This is a genomic window from Pseudomonas bubulae (assembly GCF_037023725.1).
Taxonomy (GTDB): Bacteria; Pseudomonadota; Gammaproteobacteria; order Pseudomonadales; family Pseudomonadaceae; genus Aquipseudomonas; species Aquipseudomonas bubulae.
Genome location: NZ_CP146077.1, coordinates 4900559 through 4927500, shown reverse-complemented (window position 1 = coordinate 4927500; position 26942 = coordinate 4900559). Strand labels below are relative to the sequence as shown.

Sequence of the window (26942 nt, the reverse complement as noted above, 5' to 3'; positions counted from 1 at the left end):
CTTAGTGATCCGGTGGTTCTGTATGGAAGGGCCATCGCTCAACGGATAAAAGGTACTCCGGGGATAACAGGCTGATACCGCCCAAGAGTTCATATCGACGGCGGTGTTTGGCACCTCGATGTCGGCTCATCACATCCTGGGGCTGAAGCCGGTCCCAAGGGTATGGCTGTTCGCCATTTAAAGTGGTACGCGAGCTGGGTTTAGAACGTCGTGAGACAGTTCGGTCCCTATCTGCCGTGGACGTTTGAGATTTGAGAGGGGCTGCTCCTAGTACGAGAGGACCGGAGTGGACGAACCTCTGGTGTTCCGGTTGTCACGCCAGTGGCATTGCCGGGTAGCTATGTTCGGGAAAGATAACCGCTGAAAGCATCTAAGCGGGAAACTTGCCTCAAGATGAGATCTCACTGGAACCTTGAGTTCCCTAAAGGGCCGTCGAAGACTACGACGTTGATAGGTTGGGTGTGTAAGCGCTGTGAGGCGTTGAGCTAACCAATACTAATTGCCCGTGAGGCTTGACCATATAACACCCAAGCAATTTGCGCCCTTGAACACAAGAGCATGCGAATTGCGGTGTGTGAAGACGATACAAACCGAAAGTTTGCAGTTCACAAAACACCACATCTATTACATACCCATTCGCTGGAGCGTAAACCGAAAGGTAAACGACCTGGCTACCGAATTTCTTGACGACCATAGAGCATTGGAACCACCTGATCCCATCCCGAACTCAGTAGTGAAACGATGCATCGCCGATGGTAGTGTGGGGTTTCCCCATGTGAGAGTAGGTCATCGTCAAGATTAAATTCCAAACCCCCTGTCTGCTAACGCAGACAGGGGGTTTGTTTTTGTGGCGAAAAAAGTTATGACCCGCCTGAGCGTATCGTTCTTCAGATCGCCTGCAGCTAAAGTCCTGCAAATAGGCACAGTTATTTTGTAGCCCGCGCACTAGAATAGGCCCAGTCATTTTCTGAGCCTGAGACTCCCTATATGCCAGATCCGGTTGACCCCCGCAGGGTGTCAGAATTACCGCTGGACGAGTTGGTGGCCTGTCATGAGTGCGATCTACTGATGCGCAAGCCGCATCTCGCCCTCGGTGAGAAAGCCCAATGCCCGCGCTGCGGCTATGAACTCTACGCTCATAGGTACAAGGTGGTTGAACGCAGCCTTGCGCTTGTGATTGCTGCTTTGCTGCTCTACATACCTGCGAACTTTTTACCCATCATGCAGCTCAATCTACTGGGCCAGGCGTCGCAAGACACGGTCTGGAGTGGTGTGCTCGGTTTGTACAACACCGGCATGCAAGGCATCGCGGCGGTGGTGTTCCTGTGCAGCATGGGCATCCCGCTGCTCAAGTTGCTCTGCCAGCTTGCTGTGTTGCTGAGCATTCGCTGGAATATCGGGCGCAGCTACGGTTTGCTGATTTACCGCATTTATCACCATCTGCGTGATTGGGGCATGCTTGAGGTGTACTTCATGGGCGTGCTGGTGGCCATCGTAAAACTGTCCGATCTGGCTGAGCTGAGTCTTGGCCTGGGCCTGGTCTGTTTTGTCAGCCTGTTGCTGGTACAGGTCTGGCTGGAAGTGGTGATGTCACCTCACCAGATCTGGCAGGCGTTATCCGGGGAGGATGCTCATGCGGGCGATTGATGCGGGTATCTTGATCTGTGGCGAATGCCACGAACTGAACAGGCAAGACCCCGAAACCGACGAGCAAACCTGTACTCGCTGCGGTGCTCTGGTTCACGCGCGTCGCCCCGACAGTTTGATGCGCACCTGGGCATTGCTGCTGACGTCGGCCATTCTCTATATCCCGGCCAACCTGCTGCCGATCATGACAGTCAACTCATTGGGCCAGGGCTCGCCGAGTACGATCATGGCGGGTGTCATCGAGCTGGTACAGCACGGCATGATCCCGATTGCTGCCGTGGTGTTTGTGGCAAGTATTCTGGTGCCCACCTTCAAGCTGGTCGGCATCGCCTTGCTGTTGTTTTCGGTACAACGCCATCAGCCTCTTTCTGCCCGGCAACGTATCATCATGTACCGATTTATCGAGTTCATTGGCCGTTGGTCAATGCTGGATATTTTCGTCATTGCCATTTTGGTGGCCGTGGTGAATTTTGGACGCATAGCCAGCATCGAAGCCAATCTTGGCGCAGTGGCATTTGCCAGTGTGGTGGTGCTAACGATGCTTGCAGCTGTAACTTTTGATCCCCGACTGATTTGGGACAACACGGAGTCGGACGACGACCATGAGTGACTTGCCTACCGCTAAAACCCGCCCGGCTTCCAACTGGTCGGCGATCTGGATCCTTCCGCTTATTGCCCTGGTCATCGGTGGCTGGCTGGGGTGGCGTGCCTACAGCGAAACCGGCATCGATATTCAGGTGCGTTTCGAGAGCGGCGAAGGCATCGTCGCCAACAAGACCGAGGTGGTCTACAAAGGCATGCCCGTGGGCAAGGTGAAAACCCTCGCCCTCGACGAGTCTGGCCCCAGCAAAGGGGTGATTGCTACCGTCGAAATGGACAAGGACGTTGAGCAATACCTGAAAACCAATACCCGTTTCTGGCTGGTCAAACCCAGTGTCACTCTGGCCGGTATCACCGGGCTCGAAACGCTGGTGTCCGGCAACTATATTGCGGTCAGTCCCGCCGATGGCGAGCCTGCACGCAAGTTCAAGGCGCTGTCCCAAGAACCGCCCTTGTCTGATGCCAAACCAGGTCTGCACCTGACGCTTAAAGCTGAGCGTCTCGGTTCGTTGAACCGTGGCAGCCCGGTGTTCTACAAGCAGATCCAGGTAGGGCAGATCAAAAGCTATGTGCTTTCCGAAGACCAAAGCACTGTTGAAATCAAAGTCTTTATCGAGCCGACCTACGCCAATCTGGTGCGCAAACATACGCGCTTCTGGAATGCCAGCGGTATCAGCATCGATGCCAACCTGTCGGGTGTGAAACTGCGCAGCGAATCTCTGGCCAGTATTGTGGCCGGTGGTATTGCCTTCGCCACTCCAGAGAACCGCAAAGACAGCCCGCCCACCGATTCGAGCCTGCCGTTCCGTCTTTATGAAGACTTCGATGCCGCGCAGGCGGGGATCAAGGTCAAAGTCAAACTCAGCGACTTCGAGGGCCTGCAGGCCGGTCGTACGCCGGTCATGTACAAAGGCATCCAGGTCGGTAGCCTCAAGGGTCTCAAGGTGGACCCTGATCTGACCAGCGCCAGTGCCGAGCTGACTCTGGACCCGTTGGCAGAAGATTACCTGGTGCAGGGCACCCAGTTCTGGGTGGTCAAGCCGTCCATCTCCCTGGCCGGCATTACCGGGCTGGAGGCGCTGGTCAAAGGCAACTACATTGCCATTCGCCCGGGTGACAAGGGCAGCACCCCCGAACGCGAATTCGTCGCCCGGCCAAAGGCTCCGCCGCTGGATCTGCGCTCACCGGGCCTGCATATGGTGCTCTTTACCGAGAACCTGGGCTCGCTGGATGTCGGCAGCCCGATCCTCTACAAGCAGGTCAAGGTCGGTTCGGTGCAGAGCTATCAGTTCTCCCGCACCAAAAAGCAGTTGGTGATCGGTGTCCATATCGAGAAGGAATACGAGAATCTGGTCAATGCTTCGACCCGTTTCTGGAATGCCAGCGGCATCACGTTGACCGGCGGTTTGACCGGCGGTATCCAGGTTAAAAGCGAATCCCTGCAAAGTCTGATGGCCGGCGGGATTGCTTTTGAAACACCGGAAGCCAAGGCGCCGCTGCAAAAACGTATCCCGCGTTTCCGTCTGTTTACTGACCGTGACGCAGCCATGCAGCAGGGAGTCGCCGTTACGATCAAGGTGCCGCGTGCCGATGGCCTGCGCGAGGGTACGCCGATTCGCTTCAAGGGGCTGGATGTTGGCAAGATCGAAAGCATTGACCTGAGCGAGGACCTGCAATCGGTTCTGCTCAAGGCACGCATCACCGAAGTGCCTGAGCGGATTGCGCGGGTTGGCAGCCAATTCTGGGTGGTCAAGCCGGAGCTTGGTTTGATGAAAACGGCCAACCTCGAAACCCTGGTCACCGGCCAGTACCTCGAGGTGCAACCGGCGAGCAAACAACTGGGGCGCCAGACCAGTTTTGTAGCCCTGGAGCAAGCGCCGGATGCCGCCGTTTCCCAGGCCGGATTGAGCCTGGTATTGAGCGCTGCCCGTCGTGGTTCGCTCAAGGAGGGCGTGCCTGTCACCTACCGTGAAGTCACCGTGGGTAAAGTCACGGGGTATGAGTTGGGCAACAGTGCCGACCGGGTGCTGGTACATATCCTGATCGAGCCGCGTTACGCGCCGTTGGTGCATAGCGGTAGCCGCTTCTGGAATACGAGCGGTTTTGGTGTCGACTTCGGTTTGTTCAAAGGAGCAACGATTCGCACTGAATCCCTGGAAACCCTGGTGCAGGGTGGCATTGCCTTCGCCACACCGGACGGCGACAAGCTGGGTACCCAGGCTCGCCCTGAGCAAACCTTCCCGCTCTTTGACAAGTTCGAAGACGAATGGCTGCAGTGGGCACCGAAGATCCCGTTAGGCAAATAAGCTGCAAAAAAAAACCGCGATCAATGATCGCGGTTTTTTTATGTACGGGGTTCAGTCTCAGACTTCATCCAGTTCGCGTTCTTCCACCGCCGTCAACGCATCAGGTTTCACCTCGTCATGGCGACGAATGTGCTTCCAGTCGTCTTCATCGATATAGATCCCGTTAGGGCCGCTGCCGCCTTCCAGGTCGATGGCCACATGGGCGCAGACCTGCGGCTTCACACTGGCCAGAATCGGTACAAAGCCCAGCTGCAAACTGGTCTCCAGCAGAGCTGTCTGGTTTTTCTCGTCAATGTCGGCAGCTTCGTCCAGGTAGTACGGCAAGCGAATACGCCCGGCCTGATCGCGGTCCATCAAGTGCAGCAACAAATACATGTTGGTCAGCGCCTTGATCGTCATGGTCGTACCGTTGGACGCAGCGCCATCGATATCCGTGTGGATCACCGGCTGGCCATTGAGCTTGGTGATCTCGAACGCCAGCTCGAACAAGTCCTTGAGCCCCAACTGGTTATGGTTGGCTGCCACCAGGCGCGCCAGATACTCCTTGGCCTCTTCGTTCTTGTTGTCCTGTTCGGTGCTCTGGCTGAGGTCAAACACCGACAGTGTCTCGCCTTCTTCGTACTGGCCGGCGCTGTGGATAATCTGATCGATATGCTTGAGCGCCTCCTTGTTGGGGGCCAGCACGATACGGAAGCTTTTGAGGTTGGACACCTGACGCTTGTTGATTTCGCGGTTGAACAATGCCAGTTGGTGCTCAAGGCTGTCGTAGTCGCTGCGGATATTGCGCAGCGTGCGGGCGATATCGGTGACTGCGGCCCGGCGCGCCTTGCCCAGGGTCAGGGCTTCTTCAGTGCGGTGGGCGTAGGCGTTGATCAGTAACTGCAGGCGCCGCTCCATATCGTCTTCACTGTCGAACTTGGCCACACCCTTGAGGCGTACCTGAGCGTACAGCGCCTCGATCTGGCCGTCGCAACGCAACAAGCCCTGCCAGCTGTCCTGATAGTCGTTGAGCAACGGCAGCAGGTTGTCCATCGAATCGTCGACCGGATCCATAAATGGCGTACCGAACGGCAAGTCGGCGGGCAGCAGTTGGCGTCGACGCAAGCTGTCATCCAGGGTGCGCTGTTTGGCTTCCATGTCACCGATCTGGCGACCGACCAGTTGCAACTTGGCCGACAACTGCTGGACGCGCTCGGTGAAGGCATCGCTGGAGCGTTTCAACTCGTCCTGCGCAGCTTCGGCCTGAGCCAGTTGCTCGAGTTTTTCGCCTTCTTCTGCACTGAGCGTCTGGCTGCGGCGGAAATCTTCCAGCGCCTTTTGCGCATCCAGCACCTGCTGATACAGGGACTCGGCTTCGCTCTTGCTTGCGGCGCGGTCAGAGGTCACGGCCTGCTGGGTCTTGAGTTGCTTGAGCTCTTTTTCCAGACGCTCTTTCTGCTCGCGCAAAGCCGCGCGGTCCGCCAGTGCCTGCAGGGCAGGGGGCTCGATATGGCTCAAGTCGATGGACAGGCCCGGGGCTTCAAAACGCTCGCCTTTAAAGCCATCGAGGATCAGCTCCAGCGATTTGACCCAGGCATCGCTGTCATCCAGCGCAATCCCGTGCTCACCCAGGGGCAGGCTGAACAGGGCACTGTTGAACAGGCGCATCAGGCGTTCCACATCCTGCTGCGAAAACTCTTCGCGCAAGCGGGCATAGCTGTTGTTGTCGGCGTGATCGAGCTGCTGCTTGACCGACTTGAGGCGCTTTTCCAGATCGCGCAGTCGCTCGTCCAGATCCTCGGCACTGAACTGACGCGACTGCGCCAGCGCCCCCGCCAGTTCGTCGTGGGCGTCTTTGGCGCTCAGCAATTGCTGCTCAAGCACCTTTACGTCGTCGACCAGGGCGAAGCGATGTTTGAGCACTGACAACTCGCCGAGCCAGCGCTGGATACCGGAAATTTCCCGCTCAAGACGCATCAACTCCTGAGTGCTGCTGCGCTGGTTGTTTTGCAGGGCGTCCTGTTCGTTGCGGTAGTGCTCGGACTGGATCAGCAGCTCTTCCTTGCGGGCCCCGGCGTAGTCCTGCCAGGTACCGAGCAAGGAATCGAGCAGCGGTGACAGGCGGTGCAGCTTGCCACGCAGCAGGTCGCGCTGGCGCACACCTGCGGCCAATGCCTCGACCAACGGCCCGGCGCCGACCAGTGCGTTGTAGTCCTGCTCCATGCGTCGTACATCACGGAAAGCTTCTTCGCACGCAGCAATGTAATCAACGCTGCCCGAACGCAGGCTGTGTTCGAACGCATCGAGGAACAGTTGCTTGAGCTTGGCCGCAGTGATTTCGCGCATATGCAGCAGGTTGATAAATAGCGCGCGGAAGGTCTTGAGGCTCTGCTCGCTGGTGGAGCGCAGCGGGATCAGGGTCAGGTCCAGGGGGATCGACGTATGGCCGCCCACCAGCAGACGCCGAAGTTCATCAGGCTTGAGCTCGTAGGCTTTGAGGCCATTACGCTCCAGATTGTTGAACAGCTCTTTCTGGCGCAGGCAGGTGTCGTCTTTCTGGTAGTGGGCCAGGTCCAGTTTGCCCGCGTAGGCAAAAAACTGGTGACCGAAGCCGCCCCCCGGGCCGCGACCGACAACACCGATCACATGGGGGCCGTGGGGCAGGGACACTTCGACCAGGATGTAGCTGGTGTCCGAGGCAAAGTAAAAGCGTCGCGACTGCTCAAGGCTGTATTTGCCGAAGCTCATGTCGGACATGCGCGCCAGAATCGGGAACTGCAAGGCGTTGATTGATGCCGACTTGCCGAGGTTGTTCGCCCCGTAGACCGACAGCGGGTGTTCCAGCGGGAACAGCCCCAGGCTGTAACCGGCGGTGTTCAACAGGGCAAAGCGGCGAATGCCGTAGCGTTCCTGGCTCATGCGTCCATCTCCTGTTGTTCGTCGGCAATGGCGCGGGCCAATGCGGTTTCTTCGTCCTCACTGTCATCATCGGCCAGCACCGGTGTGGGCAATGGCAAGATGCTGTGCAGGCTGGCGGCCAGGTCGCGGTCTTGTTGCACCGACAGGCACACATCGAGAAAACGGTGCATCGGTGGCAGAAAGCGATAGATGCCGGGTTCTTCACTGGCAAAACCGAGCTGGGTCATGCGGCGCATGATCTTTTCTTCCAGTTCGTCCTGGCTGGTGACTTCAGCCTGCACAAACAGGTCGCGGTATTTTTCCAGCAGCGCAGGCAACTCGTCGCGGCCCAGGCTGCCACCGTCGAGCACGGCGATCGGGTCGCGGCCCTGATCGGCCAGATGCTCGACGATGATGAACGTGAATAGCGCCAGGCGCTGTGCGGTCTTGTTGACCTGCGCAGTGGCAGTGTCGGGCACAAAGTAATAGAAGCCGCGGGTATCACACACCAGTTCAAAGCCCAGGGCTTTAAACAGGGCGCGGTATTGATCCTGGAAGTTCGACAGTTGCGCGTACAGCTCCGGGTCGCGGCGGCTGACGTGATAACCCTTGAACAGCTCACGAAAAATCGGTGCCAGCTGGGACAGTTCAGAAAGATCAAGATGCATGCAGAGAGCTCGCAGTAGTCTGGGTCGCATCTTCGCTGTGAGAAAGCAGAGCGAAGGAGCGCAGGCTGACCAAATGTTCGTGGGTGTGGTAATCGCGGCGCTCCAGGCGTTCGCGCACGAAGCGTTTTTCACGGGACAGGCGTGAGAACCAGTACAGCAGCTCATCGGTGTCGCCGTCTGGCTCTTGTGCCAGCAGCCAGCACATCAAGTCCGGCATCGGTAGCGCATCGCTGCAGCGGTCGAGCATTTCCTTGACCGTGCGCGGGGCCTTGGGCGTTTCGCCGCGGTGGACCTTATGCGCCTTGGGAAATTTCGCCGGTTTGGCTTCGAAGCGGGCCAGGGCATAGACATAAGCCTCAACCTGACTGGCGCTGCCCAAAAAGGTGCTTTGCGGGCGGGTGAACATCGGCATGGCTGCTTGCGGCACTGCGTCCAGGCCTTTGCGGCGGATGGCTGCCAGTGCCAGCGCGGCACCACGGGTCACGGCATTGTGCCGGCGGGCTTCTTCACGCAGCGGCAGTAGCAACTCACGGGCATGGCGCAGGGTCATCTGGGCGCTGGTTTGCATCTCAAGGATGCGCGCATGGGTGCGCAGCAGCATGTCGTCGTCTACCAAGTGGCCGAGGCGTTGCTGTTCGCTGAGCATGCGCAGCAGCACCACTTCGACCTTGCGTACGCCTTGCTCGAAAGCGCCGTCGGCGTTGACCAGCTGAATCATGGGTTCGACGTATTCATCCCAGGTTGCCAGCACTTCGGCATAGCGCTGACGCAACGGAATTTGCCGGTCGCTGGTCTTGGCCCGTTCGGCTACGGCCACCAGCGCCTGTTCATCGTTGGCGAGTTTTTTCAATACATCGCGTACCCGCATATCGAGCAAACGCAGCTGGCGTGCCAGGTCATGGCCGTCTCGAATGTCGAAGGCATCCTGGATATAACCTGCCAGCCGCTCCAGATGGCGCAGGTAGGCTTCGATTTCCAGGCACAGGCCAAGTCGGTGCTCGTGGCGCAAATAAGCCAGAAAGTCGTGAATCTGGGCGTTTAGCTCGAAACGGTTCGGGCTTTTGGCGACCGGCACCAGTATGTCCAGACGAATCCAGGCATCGAGCACGGCGGTGATGTCTTGCGGCGTGCTGTCCATCTGATGAACGGCCAGTTGCAGGCGTAATTCGTTCAGGCTCAGGGTGCCTTGGTCGAAGTGTTCACACAAAGGCTCAAGGAGTGCCCAGTGCTCGGCGAGGGCACGTAAAACGCGCTTGGGTTCGATCATGGGAGGGCCGGTCAATTGGCAAGTAAAGGCCGCGATTGTACTGCAACGTGCTGTCGAGTCATCACTTGGCAGATCAACTGCGGGCGGGAAGGGCAGAAGGGCGGTAGAATCCCCACACTTTAGTAATCCACAGATGGCCGACCCTTGTTGAATGAGTCCCGCCGCCGCGCTTTCTTGACTGCCATGCAAGTGGTCAGCTGGTTGCCGCGCACTGAACTGCCGTTTGCCGCCCCTTCGCGGCCAGAACTGCTGGTGCTCCCCGAGCCGCCCGCGGAGCCTGTGATCACAAGGCCTGCGGTCAAGGCGGCGGTTGCACCGGGCAAACCTGTCGAGCGGCCAAAAATCGAAGTGCCCCGGCCTTCGGTCAGTCGCCCGGTCAGCAAACCGGTGGTCGAAGCCGAGTTGGCACCTGTACCGGCCAAGGTCGTGCAACTGCCACCGCCGCGTTTTGCCCTGCAGTTACTGCGGGCCGGACGTTGCCTGGTGCTGGTGGAGTTACCCACAGGCGGTGCATTCCAGAGCCGCGACCCGGCCTATTTATTGTTAAAGGACATGTTGCGCGCTGCCGGCTTGCCCGACAGCCCGCAAATCATTGGCGAGCCGGTGCGCTGGCCGTTGCTGCGGCGTGGCAATGTCGATCAAGGGCCCGAGGCTGCGCGTGAGTTTGTGCAGGGCTTTCTTATGGCCCGCCTGGAAGAGGCCGAATGTGCCTGTTTGTGGCTGATCGGGCTGCCTGCGGTGCGCTTTGCCGGTGAGGCCGATGCCGAGGCGTTCAACACTGAACTGCAAATTGAAGGGTTGGGCAGCGCATGGGCGTTGCCGGGCCTGGAACTCTTAATGGATGAGCCACAACGCAAAGCGCATGTGTGGCAAGCCATGCGCCGGCTAATGGCGCGCTGGAAACAGAACGATGAGTGATGCGGTAACTTTTCGCCCGATGACCGAGGCGGACCTTGATGCGGTATTGAAAATTGAATACGCCGCTTTCAGTCACCCCTGGACCCGCGGCATATTTCTCGACGGCCTGGGCAAGTACCATATCTGGCTGATGTTTGAAGGTGAGCAGCAGGTAGGGCATGGCGTGGTGCAGATCATCCTCGACGAGGCCCATCTGCTCAATATCACCGTCAAGCCCGAGAGCCAGGGCCGTGGCCTGGGGCTCAAGCTGCTTGAGCACTTGATGTCGATTGCCTATCAGCATGAGGCGCGCGAATGCTTCCTTGAGCTGCGCGACAGCAATACCGCGGCGTTCAAGTTGTATGAGCGTTATGGCTTCAATGAAATCGGCCGTCGCCGTGACTACTACCCGGCTGTGGGTGGGCGTGAAGATGCGGTGGTGATGGCCTGTACGCTGGTCGACTGACGGCGAAAAGTCGTTGTGTGGGAGCGGGCTTGCTGGCGATGCTGGCGCTGCGGTTTATCAGGTAAACCGTGTTGATCCGATCGCGAGCAAGCCCGCTCCCACAGGGTTTACCTTTCAACGCTTGCGTCCCACCGGGTCAATTTCCGCCAGTTCGGCTTCATCCAGCCCTTTGCCGGCGCCGATTTCGTCTTCATCAACCAGGCTCAGATCCCAGTCAGCGGCACCGTCCGGGCCCTGGGCAGCCTCCTTGGCATCGCGGGCGCCGTCCTCGCGGATCAGCATCTCCTGCTCCAGGTCGTCGTCGTTGAGGCCCAGATCCAGTTCGTCATCCAGCGCGGCTCTGTGCCTGGAGCCTGTATCGTCGACAAACAAGTCGCTGACGGGCTCATAGGTATCGTCATCATCAAAATCCAGCGGCTCCACCGAACCCATGGCGTCCTCGATATCGTCGATAGGTGCGGGTTGTGGTGCCCCGTAGGGGCGACGTGAATCAGTCATGGTAATTCCTCATACTCTGGGTGCTTTAATACGATGACTGTAGCCATTGCTGAAGATTCCACCCAACTGACCGCCGGAATGTCATGGGGCAAGTGACCCCGACCGCTGGTCGGCTGTCAGAACAGCGCATCAACTCTTGAGGCTCCACAGCATGAACGAACTACAAGATCTGATTGATAACAATGAGCGTTGGGCCGATGCGATCAAGCAGGAAGATCCCGACTTCTTCGCCAAGCTGGCCCGCCAGCAAACACCGGAATACCTGTGGATTGGTTGTTCGGATGCGCGGGTGCCGGCCAACGAAATTGTCGGCATGTTGCCCGGCGATCTTTTTGTGCACCGCAACGTGGCCAATGTCGTGTTGCACACTGACTTGAATTGCCTGTCGGTGATCCAGTACGCGGTCGACGTTTTGAAGGTCAAACATATTCTGGTGACCGGCCACTATGGCTGTGGCGGTGTACGCGCATCGATGAAGGACCAGCAGATGGGGCTGATCGATGGCTGGCTGCGTTCGATTCGTGACCTGTATTACGAGAATCGTGAAGCGCTGGCGCTGTTGCCCACCGAGGAAGAGCGGGTTGACCGCCTCTGCGAATTGAACGTGATCCAGCAGGTGGCGAACGTCGGGCATACCAATATTGTGCAAAATGCCTGGCACCGCGGGCAGAAGCTGTCGGTGCATGGCTGCATCTACGGGATCAAGGACGGTCGCTGGAAAAGCCTGAACACCACCATCAGCGGCCTTGACCAGTTGCCGCCGCAGTATCGTTTGCGGCCGGTGGGCGCAGTATAAAGTTGCATGCATAACCTGTGGGAGCGGGCTTGCTCGCGATGGTATCGACGCGGTTTTCCTGCTTTACCGCGCCGCCTGAATCGCGAGCAAGCCCGCTCCCACATTTAGTTACGAGTTCGCTTACGGCATCACCGGCGCGGTATACACCAGCGTCGTCCCCAATGCCCACAGCAAAAACAGCACCAGCGGCGTGTGCACCAACAGTTGCACAAACGAGAAGCCGATCAAGTCCCGCGCCTTCAAACCCAGTACGCCCAGCAGCGGCAGCATGTAAAACGGATTGATCAGATTGGGCAGCGCCTCGGCGGCGTTGTAGATCTGCACAGCCCAACCCAGGTGATAGCCCAGATCATTGGCCACCTGCATCACGTACGGCGCTTCGATAATCCACTTGCCGCCACCCGACGGGATAAAAAAGCCCAGAATCGCCGAATACACGCCCATCAATAATGCATAAGTGTCATGGGACGCGATTTGTACGAAAAACGTCGAGATATGGTGGGCCAGTGTTTGCCCGTCGGTGCCCTTGACCACCGTCATCAATGCGGCAATCGAGCCATACAGCGGAAACTGGATCATCACCCCGGTGGTGGTTGGCACGGCGCTGGTCACGGCATTGAGAAAACTGCGCGGGCGCCAGTGCAGCAGGGCACCGAGCATCAGGAACAGAAAATTGTAAGTGTTGAGCCCGGAGATGGCGCTGATCGCCGGTTTGGTCGAAAACTCATGGAACAACCAGCCAGCAGCCAGCAGCACCAGCAAAATGGTCAGCAGCGGGCTGTATTCCAGCCACTCACCGGGGCGTGTGCGCGGGGGGAGCTTCGGTGAGCTGAAGCTCGGGTCGATACCGCAGGCAGCTGCGTCGCGGGCGGATTCAGCGCCGGGTGCGGTGGCGTAGGCGACAATCAACGACACCACTACCAGCGCCGCCAGCAACACCCCGGACTGCCAGAGAAAGATGGTTTCAGTGAAGGGGATAACCCCGGTAATCGCCAGAATCGACGGCGGCAGGCTGGCGGGGTTGGCTTGCAACTGTGCAGCCGAAGACGACAACCCCAGTGCCCACACCGCGCCCAGCCCCAGGTAGGCCGCAGCGCCGGCGGCGCGATAGTCCATGCGCAGGTTGGTGCGCCGGGCCAGTGCCCGTACCAGTAAGCCGCCAAACACCAGCGACAGCCCCCAGTTGAGCAATGACGCGACCATTGAAATCAACGCTACCCAGCACACCGCCTGGCGGCCGTTTTTCGGTACCCGGGCCAGTTTGTCGATCAATTTGACGGCGGGCGGCGAGCTGGCCACCACATAACCGCCAATCACCACGAAGGCCATTTGCATGGTGAACGGGATCAGGCTCCAGAAGCCGTCACCAAATGCCATGGCGGCATCGGTGGGTTTGGCGCCCATCAGCATCGTGGCCAATGCCACGGTTATTACCGCAACAGCGGCGAACACCCACGAGTCGGGAAACCAGCGCTCGGCAAAGTTCGAGCAGCGCAGGGCAAAGCGGGCAGAGCGGCTGTCTGTAATCTCGGCGGCCATGAAATGTACCTCGGTTTTCTTATGGTTATGGGATGGCCCGAGCACAGTAAATCAAAGCGGGAGCAATTCCGATGGCCCGGTGTGTGTGGCCATGAATGTGCAGGGTTATTCAGTGGCCTCGGTTTTGGATGAACGGTCGTTTTCGGCGCTCCAGAAAATTCGCCTAAAGCCGATTCTGTTGCACGCATTCTTTCATTGCTCCGGGTACCCCATGTTCAACACACGCTTGAAGCAAGAGCTGTCGGCTCTTCGCGAAGAAATATCCAGCCTGCAGCAGGTTCGGGAGAGCCTGGACAGCGAAATGCTGGTGCTGTCTCTGGGCGCGGATGGGCGCATCGAGACAGCCAACCATAACTTCACCCAACAGATGCACTACACCGGTACTGCGTTGTTGGGTCTGCATATTGATGAACTGGTGCCCGCGCACCTGAAAAACGACGAACACAGCCTTCGTTTCAAGAGCGCCATGAAGCGCAATGAACATTACAGTGGCACCGTGCGCTTGCTGCGCGGCAATGGCCAGGAAGCGTGGCTGCGCTCGATCATGCAGCCGATTCTGGACTCCAGCGGGCGGGTGCTGCGCATTTCGATTTTCTCCAGTGACCTGACGCGCACCATCGAAACTTCCCGCGACCATGAAAACCTGATGAGTGCGCTGATGCGTTCTACCGCCGTGATCGAGTTCAACCTCAAGGGCGAAGTGCTGACCGCCAATGAGCGTTTTCTCTCCGGCATGGGGTATACCCTGGGGCAGATCCAGGGCAAACATCACCGCATGTTCTGCACCCCGCAAGAACAGAACAGTGCCGAATACCAGGCCTTCTGGCAGCGTTTAAATGCGGGTGAGTTTGTCGCGGCACGCTTTCAGCGCATCGACAGTCACGGCCGTGATGTATGGCTTGAGGCCACCTACAACCCGGTGCGCGACGCCAATGACAACCTGTACAAAGTGGTGAAGTTCGCCACGGTGATCACCGATCAGGTTCATCAGGAACAGGCCGTCTGCGAAGCGGCAGGCATTGCCTACAGCACTTCGCTGCAAACCGACAGCAGTGCCCAGCGCGGCACCAAAGTGGTGACCGAAGCGGTGCAAGTGATGCGTGATCTGGCCCGTCACATGCAGCAGGCGGGTGACGGCATTGAAGCCTTGAGCGATCAGTCGCAAGTGATTGGCAGCATCGTCAAGACCATCAGCTCGATTGCCGACCAGACCAACTTGCTGGCGCTTAACGCCGCCATTGAGGCCGCGCGTGCCGGTGAACAAGGTCGTGGCTTTGCCGTCGTGGCTGACGAAGTGCGCCAATTGGCGTCGCGCACCAGCAAGGCCACTGAAGAAATCATCGGTGTGGTGCGGCAGAACCAGGACATGGCCCGTAGCGCCGTGACCCTGATGGCCGATGGCAAGCTTCAGGCCGAAGCAGGATTGGCGTTGGCCGCCGAAGCGGGCACGGTGATTGTCGAAATCCAGGATGGCGCGCAGAAAGTGGTCGATGCCGTGGGTCAGTTTGCCAACCAGCTGTCGTCATGAGCCTTGATATGCAGGGGTTGAACTTAAGAAAAATCCCTCTGAGGTGACGGAAAAAGTACTGGTAGGAGTAAACTCCAGGCTTTCCAAAGGAGTTTCTATGAGTCTCTACCAGTCGAGCATTCTTGCCAAACCGATACCTTCGCAAGCGCGTTACATGTTTTTCGCCCTCAAGTCAGTAGAAGCTTTGCCGGCTGCACTCGACACCTTGTCGCAGTGGGTGGATGGCAAAAGCGTGGTGGCCGGTTTTGGTTCGCCGCTGGTATTGGCCCTTGGCGCGAAAGTCCCGGGGTTGCGGGTGTTTCCTGCGATCAATGCCATGGTTGAAAACCCGTCGACCCAGCACGCCCTGTGGCTGTGGTTGCTGGGCGAAGACCGTGGCGAGCTGCTGCACCGCAGCCAGGCCATCGAGACTGCCCTGGCGCCTGCGTTCAACCTGCTGCAAGTGACCGAAGGCTTCCGTTACGGCACTGATCGTGACCTGACCGGCTACGAAGACGGCACTGAAAACCCGGTGGACGAAGCGGCTGTGGACGCGGCCATCGTTGCCAATGCTGGCGCCGGGCTGGACGGTGGCAGCTTTGTGGCCATTCAGCAGTGGCAGCATGACCTGAACGGTTTTGCCGCACTGCCGTCCGAGGAGCAGGACAACATCATGGGTCGTCGCAAGAGCGACAACGAAGAGCTGGACGATGCGCCGGAGTCTGCCCACGTCAAACGTACTGCCCAGGAAAGCTTCACCCCGGAAGCCTTTATTGTGCGTCGCTCCATGCCGTGGACAGAAAACGGCAAGTCCGGGCTGATGTTTGTTGCCTTTGGCCGCACGCTGAATGCCTTTGAAGTGCAACTGCGGCGCATGAGCGGTCTGGAAGACGGCATCATCGATGGCTTGTATCGTTACAGCCGTCCACTTAACGGTGGCTACTACTGGTGCCCGCCGATGAAAGACGGGCGGATGGATTTGAGTGCGGTGCGTCCGTAATAAGCGTCACTCCCCCGTAGCAGAGCGGAGTCAGCGACGACTGGTTTCAGGAATTGTCTGATTATTTTTTGCATGCCGCAGCCTCAGGCTTGCGGCATGAAATCGACCCCCCAAGCCGCTCGAAAACTCCTGCACTTATTTGCCTGTGGCCTGATCGTCGGACTCCTTGCGGGGTCGTTCGTATACTTGCGTGCCGTGTTCAACGAAGAGGTCTCGCAGCGCCGCAGTTTTATGAACGAGGCGGTGTTCAATGCCCAGGATTTTTTCGTCAGCCGCCAGACGCTTCTCAAGAGCCTGGTGCTGGCCACTGTGCCTGATCATCAGGCAGGCCAAACGGTTGCCGGTATTGATCCACAAGAAGAGGTCAACATCAGCCTGGGCAGTGAGGCTGGCCACTGGAACCTTTGGCTGACCCGGCGGATGATGGATTATTTGCACGAAAGCAAAGTCAATCTGTTGTATGTGCCGCAGACGGATAAGCCCAAAGTGGTGTGTTTGTTCGACTCTTCAGGCAACCTTGAACCGCTGCCCAAAGTGGTGTTGCAGCGCCTGCTTGATGAAGGGGCCAAGGCCTATTCATTTGGTGATGATCTGTGGCTGACCGACAGCAAGGTCCTGAATGCCCCCTTTTATTTATTTTCCCGACTCGATAACCGTAACCTGTCTTCCGGCTGGCTGGGCATTGAGGTCGAGGTTCCGGATCTGGTAGAGGCCTTGCGCAGTGAAAGTGCCGGTGACTTCATGCTGCTCAACGGTCAAGGCCAGATTCTGTTCACCAACGCCGCACAATCCACTCTCGTCAATTCATTGCAGACGCTGGAACCCAAGAATTCGTTTGGCTTTATCGGTAGTGGCTGGTTGCCCGATAGCCTGGCAATCACGAAGAAGCTGGGCTATTCGGGCTGGCAAATCGTTTATGCCTTAGATATCAAATCTCTATTGCCAGTTTTGGGCGGGCCTTTGTTGGGCTGTGTTTTGTTGTTTATTGCCGTCTGCATCGGCTTGCGATTACTGATTGTGCGCATTGATCGGCGCCTGATCACCCCGGGTGAGAAACGCATTCAGGCGCTGGTTGAAAGTGAGGCGTTCAGTCGTGCCGTATTGCAAGTTGCACCGATGGCCCTGTGTGTAATCCGGCGCACAGACGGCACCGTGGTACTGGAAAACTCCTTGTCACAACAGTGGCTGGGTAACGGCACTGAGCGCAGCAAGCTATGCCATGGCTGGATTTCACGCGCGTTCGATGAATGTGACTTGCGCAACAGTGATGAGATCGAAATGGAGGATGGCCGTCTTCTGTACCTGGCCTTTGCCCCTACGCGCTACAAAAGTCAGGACGTGCTGATTTGCGCGTTCAGCGACATCAGCGCACGTAAACAGATTGAAGTAACCCTCGAACGTGCCCGGCAACTGGCGGACCGGGCCAATGAGGCCAAGACTCTGTTTCTGGCAACCATGAGCCACGAAATCCGTACACCCCTGTACGGTGTTTTGGGCACGCTGGAACTGCTGGCGCGTACCGAACTTAATGATCAGCAGAACAACTATCTCAAGGCTATCGAACGCTCATCCGGCAACTTGTTGCAGCTGATTTGCGACGTGCTGGATGTGTCGCGTATCGAGGCGGGTCAGCTGCAACTGGAGCTCAACACCTTCAGCCCTCTTGAGCTGATAGAAGAGGTGGTCCTGGGCTACAGTGGCGCAGCCCAGGCCAAGGGCCTGCAGTTGTTTGCATTGATTGATTCAACGGTGCCCGAGTGGCTCAGCGGTGATGTCACCCGCATCCGCCAGATCTTGAATAACCTGCTCAACAACGCCCTGAAGTTCACGGACTACGGAAAAATTGTCCTGCGTCTGAAAATGGACAGCCGTGATGATGAGCGCGTGATGTTGCACTGGCAGGTTTCCGATACTGGCAAAGGTATTGCCCATGAAGAGCAGGCTCATCTGTTCGAGCCTTTTTATCAAGTGGAGTCTGCGAAAAACGTGGTCGCCGGCACCGGGCTGGGCCTGTCCATCTGCAAGCGCCTTATGCACTTGATGAACGGCACCATGCGTCTGGTCAGTGAGCCGGGATTGGGTAGCAGTTTTACCCTGCATCTGCCCTTGGTGCAGGTTAGCGAACCGGCGCGTTTTAGCCCTTTTGGCGAGTTGGCTGCCCGCGTTGTTTATGTGGTTTCCCCCGTGCGCGAACTGGCCGAGTGTTATTGCGCCTGGTTACGCCGTTGGGGTGCGCGGGCTCATCTTGGGGCGCCGAAACCAGGGGATGCATCCGATGCTGCTGTTTTATTGGAGCTGCATCCCGGCGCTGCCCGGCAATTGCTTGAACCTGGCTGGACAGGCCCGCTGGTGGTAGCCGCCAGTGACATGTCGGTAGCTCCCGCCGTTGAAAACCCTTGCTGGCAAGCGGACCTGAGTAGCTTGCAGGACGTCTATCGTGCCCTGTGCAAGGCCCAGGGCATGGGTATTGGCAGCGATCTTGAGCCGGGTACGGTGAAGACGGAACTCAAGCTCGGTTTGCGCATTCTGGTTGCCGAAGACAATGTGATCAATCAACTGATTCTGCGTGATCAACTTGAAGAGTTGGGTTGCACAGTGACATTGGTCAGCGATGGACTGGAAGCACTCGAGCGTTGGCGCGACGACGATTTTGATCTGCTGCTGACCGACGTCAACATGCCGAAAATGAATGGTTATGAGCTGGCGGCCCGGTTGCGGGCCATGAACATAACGCTGCCGATCATTGGTGCAACGGCCAATGCCATGCGTGAGGAGAGCGAGCGCTGTCTGAATGCGGGGATGAATCACTGCCTGATCAAGCCTTTTACGCTGCACACCCTATACAACTGTCTTCAGCACTTCTAAAGGAGGATCCAGTGAAGCCCTATCGTGTACTGGTCGTTGAGGATCACCCTTTTCAGCATGAGTATTTGCTGAACGTTTTCAATGAGGTGGGTGGCTTTACAGTTGACACCGTTTGGGATGGCGATGGCGCGCTGGAGTGTCTGGCGCGTCATGACTATGACTTGCTGCTCAGTGACTTGCTGATGCCTGTGATGGATGGTGTGCAACTGATCCAGAGAGTTGCCGCCCTGAAAAATAAACCGGCGTTGGCACTGATGAGCGCCTCGTCCCGGCGCATGCTGATTAGTGCGGGGTTGGCAGCAAAAAACCTGGGTATTTCAGTGATTGGCCTGATCTCCAAACCGGTCGAGTTCAATGCGGTACAGCGCTTGAAAGAGCGAATGGAGCTTTTCCGCCTTAACGGTGATACGGACCCCTCACTGGCCATTGAAGTCGACCCGCAGAGTATCGAATTGGCCATGGCCAACGGGCAGATTCAAGCATGGTTCCAGCCCAAGAAATCCCTGCGCAACGGCAATATTCTCAGTGCAGAAGCCCTGGTGCGTTGGGTGCATCCCGAGGCCGGCTTGTTATTGCCCAAGGACTTTCTGACCTTGTTGATCAGCCACGGTCTTGAAGAGCGGCTGTTGTGGCTGATGCTGGAGCAAACACTTCAAGCCCAAAGACAATGGCGAGAGCAGGGCTGGGATATTCCGGTTTCAATCAACTTGCCCACGCATTTGCTGGATAACCATGCGCTCGCCGACCGTCTGCGCGACGCTGTGATTGCTGATGGTGGCGAGCCACGCAGTATCGTTTTTGAACTGATGGAGAGTTCAACCACAGAAGAGCTCAGTAATTACTATGCGGGAGCTTGTCGTTTGCGCATGATGGGCTTTGGCTTGGCCCAGGATGATTTTGGCAAGGGATTCAGCTCTTACTTCAATCTGGTTTCCACTCCATTCAGTGAGCTCAAGATTGACCGGTCGCTGGTACATGGCTGTGTCGAAAACGAGAATCTGGCGTCAGCACTGCGCAGCCTTGTTGAACTGAGCCGCAAGCTGGGCCTGACAGTTGTCGCCGAGGGCGTCGAGACACAGGCCGAACTCGAGTTTCTGCGCAGCATCCAGTGTGATCAAGTGCAAGGTTTCCTTATTTGCGGCGCTATATCGTGCGCCGACTTTGAAACTCTTTTACTGGACGATAGCTCTAAGCCATCACCGGGGTAGCTGAGTGCGGCGCCACGGGTCTTGTTCTGCGCTCGATCTGTAGAAACCGGGGGCGCCGAACTTGCCATGTCATCAATGTGGAGCCAGGCAATGCGCGAATTAAAGGTAGTGATTGCCGACGATCATCCAGTGGTGGTACTGGGGCTTCGGGAAATGATTCAACGTGATGAGTATTTCTCCCTGGTAGGCGAGGCGCTGAGCTCGTCGCAGTTGGTCGAGCAGTTGCAGTTGCATCAACCCGAACTGCTGATTACTGATTTCAACATGCCAGGGGATGAAACCTATGGCGACGGTCTGCAACTGATCGAGTACATCATTGAGCATTTTCCCGGGGTCAAGATCCTGGTGCTGACAGTCATGAGCAATCATCTGATTATCTCGCGCTTGCTGGAGCTGGGTGTGGCAGGCGTGATTGCTAAAAGCCATATCCGCGAAGAAATAGGCAAGGCCCTAAGTGCGTTGGCCAACGATCGGGACTATACGGCCCCGGCTGCTCCAGCCATCTCTGTGGTGACTAACCCCAAAGTCATTGATGAACGTTTCTCCACACTTTCACCCCGTGAAGTTGAGGTGCTGAGGCTGTTTGTTGCGGGCAATAGCGTGGGTGATATCGCCCGCCAATTGAACCGCAGCGTTAAAACCGTGAGCACCCAAAAGGTGGCTGCGATGCAGAAGCTGGAAGTGCTTAACGATCATGCCTTGCTGACCTATTGCATCAAAGCGGACCCCTTCGAATAGCTGTAGTGCTCTTCCAGTGCAGGAGTCATGTTTGCCATGCCGCAAATGAAAGTCTTATTGGCCGACGACCATCCGATTGTGTTGATGGGCGTGCGTGAAATCATTGAGCGTGACCCGCGTTTCAAGGTTGTGGGCGAAGCAATGAGTTCCTCGGAGTTGATCGACAAAATTTCGTTACTCAAGCCTGATGTGATTATTACCGACTACAACATGCCGGGTGACGATCAATATGGTGACGGCACTCGCCTGGTGGAGTACCTGCGCCGGCATTTTCCCGAACCCAAGGTATTGATCCTGACCGTTATAACCAATGCACAAGTACTGACCTGGCTGTATGAGCTGGGTATCAGCGGTGTCATTTCAAAGAGCGCTGGGCTTGAGCAGATCCTGGTGGCGCTGGACGCGTTCTATCGCCAAGGGCACTACCAGCAGGACCAGCCGCAAGGGGCCTTGAGTGAGGACGCCGATGACCTTTCGCAAAGGCTCAGCCAACTGACGGTCAAGGAGTTCGAGGTCCTGCGTCTGTTCTCTACGGGGGTGAGTGTGAGCGATGTCGCGCATAGCCTGAACCGCAGCATTAAAACCATCAGTACCCTGAAGATTTCGGCGATGCGCAAACTCAATGTCGACAATGATCAAGCGCTGCTGATCTTGTGCGTCAAGGCCAATCTGTTTGCCTGACGCAGCGGTTTACAGATAGATCATTTCCATCAATAGCGTTGAGCTGTAACTGCCGATTGCGGGCAGTTCCTCCCCGGTCTTGACCGGCCGCACTGAGAGCTGGAGCTTGAGCCGCGTTTCTTCAACCGGGAAGATCAATTGCTCGCCCAGCTTCAGGTCAATCACTTTCAACGTACTGGTCATGTCGCTCAGGCGGGTTTTCAGCCCCAGTCTGTCGAGCGTGGTGCGCAGTGTGCTGCTGTCAAAAGCACCATTGCCGGCGCTGAAACGCAGGTGTACCTGGCTGCCTTTGATGCATTGAAAGTCCAGGCTGACATCGGTCCAGCCGGTGATGTCCGAGTTCAGCGAGTTGAGGTTTGTCTTGGGGATATCCACGCTTTGCGAGGCCGGGAAGTTGGCTGTGCAGGGTGGTTTTATCAGAGTGCCGCCCACCTCTATCAGGGCGGCATCCTCTGCACAGATGGCCGGGCTGAGCAACAGCGCTGCGGTGGACAGCATCGCCACCCACAGGCTCACTCTGGCGAGCATGGACATCTCACAGGTACTCGATACTGATAACAGCCGAAGTGCTGAATGCACCCTCGGTCAACGCACCAAGGGCAATCAACTTTGCTTTCATACTCAGGTCGACCGTGCCGCTCTGGTTGGTCAGGTTGCGTTTGGTCCCGGTAATGTTGGCCGCCGTGCTGTCGCTGTTCCAGAGCAATGAATAAGCCAGATTGGTTTTGCCCGTTGAGGCCTGTGTGGTTGAGCCTTGAATCGTGCGGGCTGCCAGAATGCTCACCGCCAGTACCGAGTTGGCCGGGCAGGTCATGGTGAGGGGGATGTCGATCAGCGCGGCATCGGCCACCTGGTCATAACGCAGGCTGCCGAAGTTGGCGGTCAGCGTCTTGCTGCTGGTCAGGTTGCAGGGCGGACGCGTCAGGGTGCCGCTCAGGTTGATGGTCACAGTGTCTGTTACGGCGTTGGCGGTCGAGCTGAGCAGGCCTGCGAACAGTGTCGCAGCCAATGTCAGGGATAATTTCATGGTTGAGCTCCTTACTTGATCAGAGATAGGTGATGTTGAGGGTGTACTGACTGTAAAAATTTCCGGTAGGCGAAACACTGGTATTCAGGCGCGGGCGAAAACCAAGGCTGATGTTGTTGCTGCCATTGGTCAGCGCCAGCGTGCGTGGGCTGTTGAAGCTCACTGCCGTGTTGGTGTCAGCCCAGGTGGCAGCCATCGACAGACCGGCCAGAGTTGTGGCTGAAACACCCGGGCTGCCGCTGATGGCCGCCTGGGTGGGTACCAGCGTGGCGGTCGCTTGCGTACCGCGAGTGCAATTCATGGTGATATTGGCAATTTGCTGCGAACTGGCGAAGTCATTGCTGCTGAGTGTGCCAAAGGGCAGGTTGAGGGTTTTTGCCGAGCCCATCGAACAGGCGGGCTGGATGACCCGGAAGCTGAGAATGACGGTCTGCAAGTAGTCGCCGTAAGCCTCATAACCTTGGATAGAGGTGTCTGTGAGCGTGACACTGACCATGTAGTTGCCAGGCGTGACGGGCGCCGTTCCATAAAGCAGAACGTTGTAGGAAAAGGTGTTGCCCACGTACAGCTGCACACAGCTCCACGGCATGCATGTAGTGGTCGCAGTCCCGATGGGCAGCTCGGGAACCATCAGTCCAGAGTTGGTATGAAACACCTGGACCTTGCTGCCTCTGCCCTGGTTGTAGAACTGGCTGTGCTGCAATGACGCGCCAAAGGGAAACCAACGGGTAACCCGGCAGTTGGCTGTCATGTTGGCGGTATAGCTGGTGGATGGCGCAAGGTCGCCCAGCTGAATGATGCCGGTGGTGCCCGTAGGGGTGCATGCGAGGTTGTTTTCAATCAGTGCAAACGCTTGCTGACTGACAAGTCCCAGCAACAGGCAGAGCAGCAACAAGCAGACTTTGACCAGCCCCGGACGAGATGATTTGACGTTTGATTCATGCATCGGGAGTACCTTGAGTGTCTGGCGATTTGGCATCGCAACGGATGGTCAGTTGCCCGATGCCAGTCTCTGACAGGTTGTAGGTGTTCAGGTCCAGGTCCTTGGCGCACCAAGGCTGGCCGTTGACGTTGATCAGCAGCCGCGCCTTGTCCGGCACGCCAGTCATAAATACCCGGCCCTTGTCGGCTACCATCGCGCTGCTCAGCAGAGTGCCCTTGGGGTCATACAGCTGCGCTTCGGCGGCGAAAGGGGCGGGCTTGCCAGTGCTTGAGCTGACGCTGACCAGCAGGCGGCGGCCGTTATGGGTTTCGAAGTTGGCCAGGACAAAGGCACCACGATTGGGGGTGACTTCCTGTACCAGGTTGGCAATGTCGGTGTTGTCCGACAGTGAGTCAGTGTTGAGCGATACCTTGTTTTTGCGGTACGGCTGCGCCGAGGGAATAATCGTGTAGCCACTGCCGTTGGTCTTGATCCCGCTCTTGGTCAGCACGCCCACATCGGCGGCGCCGGGGGTGGCGACAATGATGTTGGTCTCGCCCAATGGCTGGGTGAACATCACGGTATTGCGGATGGCAACCACGCCGCCTTCCACGCCATAGTCCATCTGACGGGTGTTCTGATCCTTGTTATAGGAGCCGTGCCAAATGGCATTGGCCGCGTTGTAGCGGGCCGCCACCGAGCCGCCGAGCACGCGGTCATCGTCACTGATCTGCTGATTGATGCCCAGGTTGTACGACAGGGCATCGTCCTGCAGTTGCGAGCCGCTGAAGGTGGCATTGCGGCTGGCATTGCCGGCGGAGTCCTGGTTGGTGCTCAGGCCGATGCGGCTGCTGCTGCCCGGGCTGCCCAGCGGCAGGCTGACGCTCAGCGACACGCTACGGATGTCGTCGCCCATGCCGCTGTTCTGTGACAGCCCCAGGTTGTAGGAGGCGCTGGCAACACTGAAGCTGTAGCCCAACTGAATGGAGGTATTGCTCTTGGCCCGGTTCCAGTAATCGGTTTTGGTCAGGTTGGCGTACATGCCGCCCCAGGTACCGAATTGTTGCGATACGTTGGCGGTAAAGCTGCTTTTCATATGGCCGGTCAAATAGGGGGAAAACGCCGCACTGTTATTCAGGGTTTCATCGACATAGGGCTCTAGCGAGTTGTTGGAGCGTGCGTTGATTGCCTCGTTGAAGCTGTAATAGCCGCTGGTGGAGTAGCGATAGCCAATCAGGCTGAAGCTGGTATCGGTCAGATCGATGGATTTGGAGTACCGGAAGCGATATGACTGGCCCGACAGCGTTTTGGCGTCTGCGCCCATGTCTTCGCTGATGGCATGGGTCACGTCCAGGGAAATCGCACCAAAGCCGGCAAAGTCGTGGGCAAAGCCAAGCAGCGCCGATTTGTATTGTTCGCTGACGATGCTGCCACCGAACAGCGTGGTGCCCTCGGTCAGGCCGCGGCGATAGGTGCCTTGGACAAAACTGGGCTTGGGCGAATTCTGCGCGCCTTCTGCCGGGCGATACTGGCCTGCGGTCACGGCGTAGCTTTGCTGGCCTTCACGCAACATGTAAGGCACAGAGGCAAATGACTGGATGTAGACCTGGCGCTCGCCATTGGGGCCTTCGATGGTGACTTCGATATCGCCGTTGCCCGCGGTCGAGTACAGGTTCTTGAGGGCGAACGGGCCTGACGGCACCCACTGTTCACTGATGACATAACCGCGCTGGCGCAATGTCACCAGCGAGCGGCCGTTGGCAACCCCACGCACTACGGGGGCAAAATTACGCGCATCATCGGGCAGCATGTCCAGATCAGAAGCGATCCCCACGCCGCGGTAAGAGATGGTGTCGAACAGATCGCTGTCGGTGGCGCTTTCACCCACCGTGGCAATGGCCATAAGGTTGCCCAGGTCGCGCTGGACATAGGTGTCCACCGATTTCCAGCTGCCGTCGACGTTAGTGCCTTTTTGCCAGGTCGAGAAATTGCGAAAGCGCCAGGCGCCGCTGTTGAACCCGCTATGAACACTGCCGAACTGGGATTGGCGGCTGCCGAACTGGTTCTCGTAGTCGCTCCCGGAAAAACTGTAGTTGGCGAAGGCCACCTGCTCGCCATCGCTCCAGGTCTTGCGCCGGGTTTCAAACGGCACGCTGCCGATATACGCCTGGGGAACCTGCAGGCTCAAATGCTGCTTGTTGAAGTCGTAATCGTAGGTGACGCCGGTAAGGTCACGGTTGAAGTACACGCAATTGTCGGCGCTGATGTCCGCATTTTTCAGGCGTGTGGGGTCAATTCCCAAATCCATCAGGGCCTGAAGGCTGAAGCAGGGGAACAGGCCGTTGGGAGTCGATATCTGGCTCGCGGTTTCTCGCACAAAGTGCAGGTCGCGCTGCTCCACAAGCCGGTCATCCACTGACAGGTCTACCCGGTAGATCCCCGGAAGTTGACCCTGGCTCATGGCTTTTACTTGCTCGGCCACTTCGCTCGAAGCGTTGCCGCCGCCAATTTCCAGAAAAGAAGAGTCAAAACTGTAGTCTGCATGCACTGCGGTTGTTGCAAGACCTGTAGCCGCAACGGTCATCGTGCTCCAGCACTTTACTCGGCGCGCGAAGGCGCACATGCGCAATCGCAGCATGAGGGGGTCCTTCCATTCAGCGGATTATTCAGTGATCAATGTGGGGTAACGGGTGCGGCCTTGACTGTGCTGCCGTACTCGTTGATGTAGCTAAGTTCTAGGCTGTCGCTGTTTTTCAGCGCTATCGGAGTGGTGACGGTGCTGCCGGGCTTGATAACCTCGGGCATGCCTTTGCTGGCGCTGTTGTTGACCAGCAACTCACTGACCACTACGTTGTAGCCTGACGGGTTATGCACCGCCAATTTCCCGCCTTCGGTCCGCCACTGAAGTTTTTCAACAGCTTCGGGCAATGTGCCCTTGAGGTTGGCAGGGCGATAAAACAGTTTGATCGTGGTCTTGAGTGCTATTTGCAGCACGTTCTGGTTACGCTGTTCCTCGCTCTTGGCCGGGATGGCTTTGACATTGAGCAAAAACAGACTTTCTTTGTCATCGGGCAGGTTCTGAGCGTTGGTGGCAATGATGCGCAGAAGGTTCTGGCCCTTGGCATCCAGGCGAAACAACGGCGGTGTGACAATAAACTCATCGGCGCTGGCGTCGCGGTCATCGAACGGGCTGACCCACGACTGCACGAGATACGGCACACCGTCATCACCCGAGTTTGAAAGTGCAAGGTTGGCTTCTTTCTCCTTGCTTTGATACACAACGCGCGTAGAACCCACGTTGACGCCTGCATGAACCTGGGGCAGCCAGAAGCTTGCTGCCAGTGCCAAAAAGGCTGCAACTTTTAAACGCATTAAGATGTCCTCTGGTTAACGCCAGAGCTCGCGATCAATCGCGATCAACCGCGAGCTCTTC

At 57.5% G+C, this 26942-nt stretch carries 22 protein-coding genes, 2 rRNA genes and 1 pseudogene (1 of these 25 cut by a window edge); 15 read left to right on the top strand and 10 right to left on the bottom strand.

Translation table 11 applies throughout. From position 1 onward, the window contains the following. The 5 genes from V6L81_RS22755 to V6L81_RS22735 form a co-directional block, all read left to right on the top strand. Positions 1-520: ribosomal RNA gene (locus V6L81_RS22755) — 23S ribosomal RNA — on the top strand (it extends 2374 nt beyond the left edge of the window). Between the two features lie 162 nt (positions 521-682). After that, positions 683-798 (top strand): 5S ribosomal RNA (rrf, locus tag V6L81_RS22750). A 189-nt stretch (positions 799-987) separates the two neighbouring features. Continuing rightward, a complete protein-coding gene (locus V6L81_RS22745; protein ID WP_095021242.1) occupies positions 988-1647 on the top strand; it encodes a paraquat-inducible protein A in 660 nt (219 codons plus the stop codon). Beyond that, a complete protein-coding gene (locus V6L81_RS22740; RefSeq protein ID WP_095003217.1) occupies positions 1634-2257 on the top strand; it encodes a paraquat-inducible protein A in 624 nt (207 codons plus the stop codon). The genes V6L81_RS22745 and V6L81_RS22740 overlap by 14 nt, the downstream gene beginning before the upstream one ends. Beyond that, positions 2250-4553, top strand: coding sequence for a PqiB family protein (locus V6L81_RS22735; protein ID WP_095019683.1), 2304 nt, complete (start codon positions 2250-2252; stop codon positions 4551-4553). Before V6L81_RS22740 ends, V6L81_RS22735 begins: the two co-directional genes overlap by 8 nt. Positions 4554-4610: 57 nt before the next feature. Here V6L81_RS22735 and mksF read toward each other — a convergent pair whose 3' ends face one another. From mksF to mksB, 3 genes are read right to left on the bottom strand one after another with little or no spacing between them, the layout of a single operon-like run. Beyond that, positions 4611-7451 carry an Mks condensin complex protein MksF gene (gene mksF / locus V6L81_RS22730; RefSeq protein WP_338660347.1) on the bottom strand — a complete coding sequence of 947 codons (2841 nt, stop codon included), beginning with the start codon at positions 7449-7451 and terminating at the stop codon, positions 4611-4613. Next, a complete protein-coding gene (mksE, locus tag V6L81_RS22725) occupies positions 7448-8098 on the bottom strand; it encodes an Mks condensin complex protein MksE (protein WP_150628566.1) in 651 nt (216 codons plus the stop codon). The genes mksF and mksE overlap by 4 nt, the downstream gene beginning before the upstream one ends. Next, entirely contained in the window at positions 8088-9365 is a 1278-nt protein-coding gene (gene mksB, locus V6L81_RS22720) for an Mks condensin complex protein MksB (RefSeq protein WP_095019681.1), read from the bottom strand. The genes mksE and mksB overlap by 11 nt, the downstream gene beginning before the upstream one ends. Positions 9366-9509: 144 nt before the next feature. Here mksB and V6L81_RS22715 point away from each other — a divergent pair, with 144 nt between their 5' ends. Together V6L81_RS22715 and rimI are read left to right on the top strand one after the other, a co-directional pair. Continuing rightward, positions 9510-10283, top strand: a complete 774-nt coding sequence (locus V6L81_RS22715; protein WP_095003212.1) for an energy transducer TonB — start codon at positions 9510-9512, stop codon at positions 10281-10283. Beyond that, positions 10276-10728, top strand: a complete 453-nt coding sequence (gene rimI, locus V6L81_RS22710; RefSeq protein ID WP_016781701.1) for a ribosomal protein S18-alanine N-acetyltransferase — start codon at positions 10276-10278, stop codon at positions 10726-10728. Before V6L81_RS22715 ends, rimI begins: the two co-directional genes overlap by 8 nt. Positions 10729-10842: 114 nt before the next feature. Here the strand turns inward: rimI and V6L81_RS22705 are convergent, their stop codons facing one another. After that, positions 10843-11226, bottom strand: a complete 384-nt coding sequence (locus tag V6L81_RS22705; protein WP_169916771.1) for a serine kinase/phosphatase — start codon at positions 11224-11226, stop codon at positions 10843-10845. Between the two features lie 151 nt (positions 11227-11377). On the opposite strand from V6L81_RS22705, the gene can reads away from it, so the two are divergent. Further along, positions 11378-12022, top strand: coding sequence for a carbonate dehydratase (gene can / locus V6L81_RS22700; protein WP_095003211.1), 645 nt, complete (start codon positions 11378-11380; stop codon positions 12020-12022). A 120-nt stretch (positions 12023-12142) separates the two neighbouring features. Here the strand turns inward: can and V6L81_RS22695 are convergent, their stop codons facing one another. Next, the gene (locus V6L81_RS22695) at positions 12143-13561 is read right to left on the bottom strand and encodes a short-chain fatty acid transporter (protein ID WP_095003210.1); all 1419 of its coding nucleotides are present in this window, start codon (positions 13559-13561) and stop codon (positions 12143-12145) included. Between V6L81_RS22695 and V6L81_RS24290 the strand changes: the two are divergent. The 7 genes and pseudogenes from V6L81_RS24290 to V6L81_RS22665 all read left to right on the top strand — a co-directional run. Then, positions 13560-14549: pseudogene (locus V6L81_RS24290) on the top strand (PAS domain-containing protein); the annotation flags it as partial. The gene V6L81_RS22695 and the pseudogene V6L81_RS24290 overlap by 2 nt on opposite strands. 108 nt (positions 14550-14657) lie before the next feature. Then, on the top strand, positions 14658-15089 hold the full coding sequence (locus V6L81_RS24285) for a methyl-accepting chemotaxis protein (protein WP_371928120.1): 432 nt from the start codon (positions 14658-14660) through the stop codon (positions 15087-15089). A gap of 97 nt (positions 15090-15186) precedes the next feature. Further along, positions 15187-16068 carry a Dyp-type peroxidase gene (locus tag V6L81_RS22685; protein WP_095039415.1) on the top strand — a complete coding sequence of 294 codons (882 nt, stop codon included), beginning with the start codon at positions 15187-15189 and terminating at the stop codon, positions 16066-16068. A 96-nt stretch (positions 16069-16164) separates the two neighbouring features. After that, positions 16165-18933, top strand: coding sequence for an ATP-binding protein (locus V6L81_RS22680; RefSeq protein ID WP_095021246.1), 2769 nt, complete (start codon positions 16165-16167; stop codon positions 18931-18933). A gap of 11 nt (positions 18934-18944) precedes the next feature. Continuing rightward, positions 18945-20141 carry an EAL domain-containing protein gene (locus tag V6L81_RS22675; RefSeq protein ID WP_095021239.1) on the top strand — a complete coding sequence of 399 codons (1197 nt, stop codon included), beginning with the start codon at positions 18945-18947 and terminating at the stop codon, positions 20139-20141. 90 nt (positions 20142-20231) lie between these two features. Next, positions 20232-20879 carry a response regulator gene (locus tag V6L81_RS22670; RefSeq protein ID WP_095003207.1) on the top strand — a complete coding sequence of 216 codons (648 nt, stop codon included), beginning with the start codon at positions 20232-20234 and terminating at the stop codon, positions 20877-20879. Between the two features lie 36 nt (positions 20880-20915). Continuing rightward, positions 20916-21560 carry a response regulator gene (locus V6L81_RS22665; protein ID WP_095023120.1) on the top strand — a complete coding sequence of 215 codons (645 nt, stop codon included), beginning with the start codon at positions 20916-20918 and terminating at the stop codon, positions 21558-21560. Between the two features lie 9 nt (positions 21561-21569). Here the strand turns inward: V6L81_RS22665 and V6L81_RS22660 are convergent, their stop codons facing one another. From V6L81_RS22660 to V6L81_RS22640, 5 genes are read right to left on the bottom strand one after another with little or no spacing between them, the layout of a single operon-like run. Then, entirely contained in the window at positions 21570-22088 is a 519-nt protein-coding gene (locus V6L81_RS22660; protein ID WP_232527630.1) for a fimbrial protein, read from the bottom strand. A 7-nt stretch (positions 22089-22095) separates the two neighbouring features. Further along, a complete protein-coding gene (locus tag V6L81_RS22655; protein ID WP_095019676.1) occupies positions 22096-22587 on the bottom strand; it encodes a fimbrial protein in 492 nt (163 codons plus the stop codon). A 19-nt stretch (positions 22588-22606) separates the two neighbouring features. After that, positions 22607-23533 (bottom strand): fimbrial protein, encoded by a 927-nt coding sequence (locus V6L81_RS22650; protein WP_095021237.1) that lies wholly within the window; start codon positions 23531-23533, stop codon positions 22607-22609. Beyond that, complete coding sequence (locus tag V6L81_RS22645) at positions 23526-26147, bottom strand: fimbria/pilus outer membrane usher protein (protein WP_095031443.1); 2622 nt, start codon at positions 26145-26147, stop codon at positions 23526-23528. Before V6L81_RS22645 ends, V6L81_RS22650 begins: the two co-directional genes overlap by 8 nt. Positions 26148-26182: 35 nt before the next feature. Then, positions 26183-26881: a molecular chaperone gene (locus V6L81_RS22640; protein ID WP_095019673.1), complete on the bottom strand. Its 699-nt coding sequence runs from the start codon at positions 26879-26881 to the stop codon at positions 26183-26185. Positions 26882-26942 lie beyond the last annotated feature (61 nt).

Coding starts and splice junctions, on each gene's coding strand:
- can (WP_095003211.1), top strand. CDS start 11,378: ATGAACGAACTACAAGATCTGATTGATAACAATGAGCGTTGGGCCGAT.
- V6L81_RS22695 (WP_095003210.1), bottom strand. CDS start 13,561: ATGGCCGCCGAGATTACAGACAGCCGCTCTGCCCGCTTTGCCCTGCGC.
- V6L81_RS22705 (WP_169916771.1), bottom strand. CDS start 11,226: ATGACTGATTCACGTCGCCCCTACGGGGCACCACAACCCGCACCTATC.
- V6L81_RS22655 (WP_095019676.1), bottom strand. CDS start 22,587: ATGAAATTATCCCTGACATTGGCTGCGACACTGTTCGCAGGCCTGCTC.
- V6L81_RS24285 (WP_371928120.1), top strand. CDS start 14,658: ATGCGTGATCTGGCCCGTCACATGCAGCAGGCGGGTGACGGCATTGAA.
- V6L81_RS22670 (WP_095003207.1), top strand. CDS start 20,232: ATGCGCGAATTAAAGGTAGTGATTGCCGACGATCATCCAGTGGTGGTA.
- V6L81_RS22650 (WP_095021237.1), bottom strand. CDS start 23,533: ATGCATGAATCAAACGTCAAATCATCTCGTCCGGGGCTGGTCAAAGTC.
- V6L81_RS22685 (WP_095039415.1), top strand. CDS start 15,187: ATGAGTCTCTACCAGTCGAGCATTCTTGCCAAACCGATACCTTCGCAA.
- mksF (WP_338660347.1), bottom strand. CDS start 7,451: ATGAGCCAGGAACGCTACGGCATTCGCCGCTTTGCCCTGTTGAACACC.
- V6L81_RS22745 (WP_095021242.1), top strand. CDS start 988: ATGCCAGATCCGGTTGACCCCCGCAGGGTGTCAGAATTACCGCTGGAC.
- V6L81_RS22740 (WP_095003217.1), top strand. CDS start 1,634: ATGCGGGCGATTGATGCGGGTATCTTGATCTGTGGCGAATGCCACGAA.
- rimI (WP_016781701.1), top strand. CDS start 10,276: ATGAGTGATGCGGTAACTTTTCGCCCGATGACCGAGGCGGACCTTGAT.
- V6L81_RS22680 (WP_095021246.1), top strand. CDS start 16,165: ATGAAATCGACCCCCCAAGCCGCTCGAAAACTCCTGCACTTATTTGCC.
- V6L81_RS22665 (WP_095023120.1), top strand. CDS start 20,916: ATGCCGCAAATGAAAGTCTTATTGGCCGACGACCATCCGATTGTGTTG.
- V6L81_RS22660 (WP_232527630.1), bottom strand. CDS start 22,088: ATGCTCGCCAGAGTGAGCCTGTGGGTGGCGATGCTGTCCACCGCAGCG.
- V6L81_RS22735 (WP_095019683.1), top strand. CDS start 2,250: ATGAGTGACTTGCCTACCGCTAAAACCCGCCCGGCTTCCAACTGGTCG.
- V6L81_RS22640 (WP_095019673.1), bottom strand. CDS start 26,881: ATGCGTTTAAAAGTTGCAGCCTTTTTGGCACTGGCAGCAAGCTTCTGG.
- V6L81_RS22645 (WP_095031443.1), bottom strand. CDS start 26,147: ATGCTGCGATTGCGCATGTGCGCCTTCGCGCGCCGAGTAAAGTGCTGG.
- mksB (WP_095019681.1), bottom strand. CDS start 9,365: ATGATCGAACCCAAGCGCGTTTTACGTGCCCTCGCCGAGCACTGGGCA.
- mksE (WP_150628566.1), bottom strand. CDS start 8,098: ATGCATCTTGATCTTTCTGAACTGTCCCAGCTGGCACCGATTTTTCGT.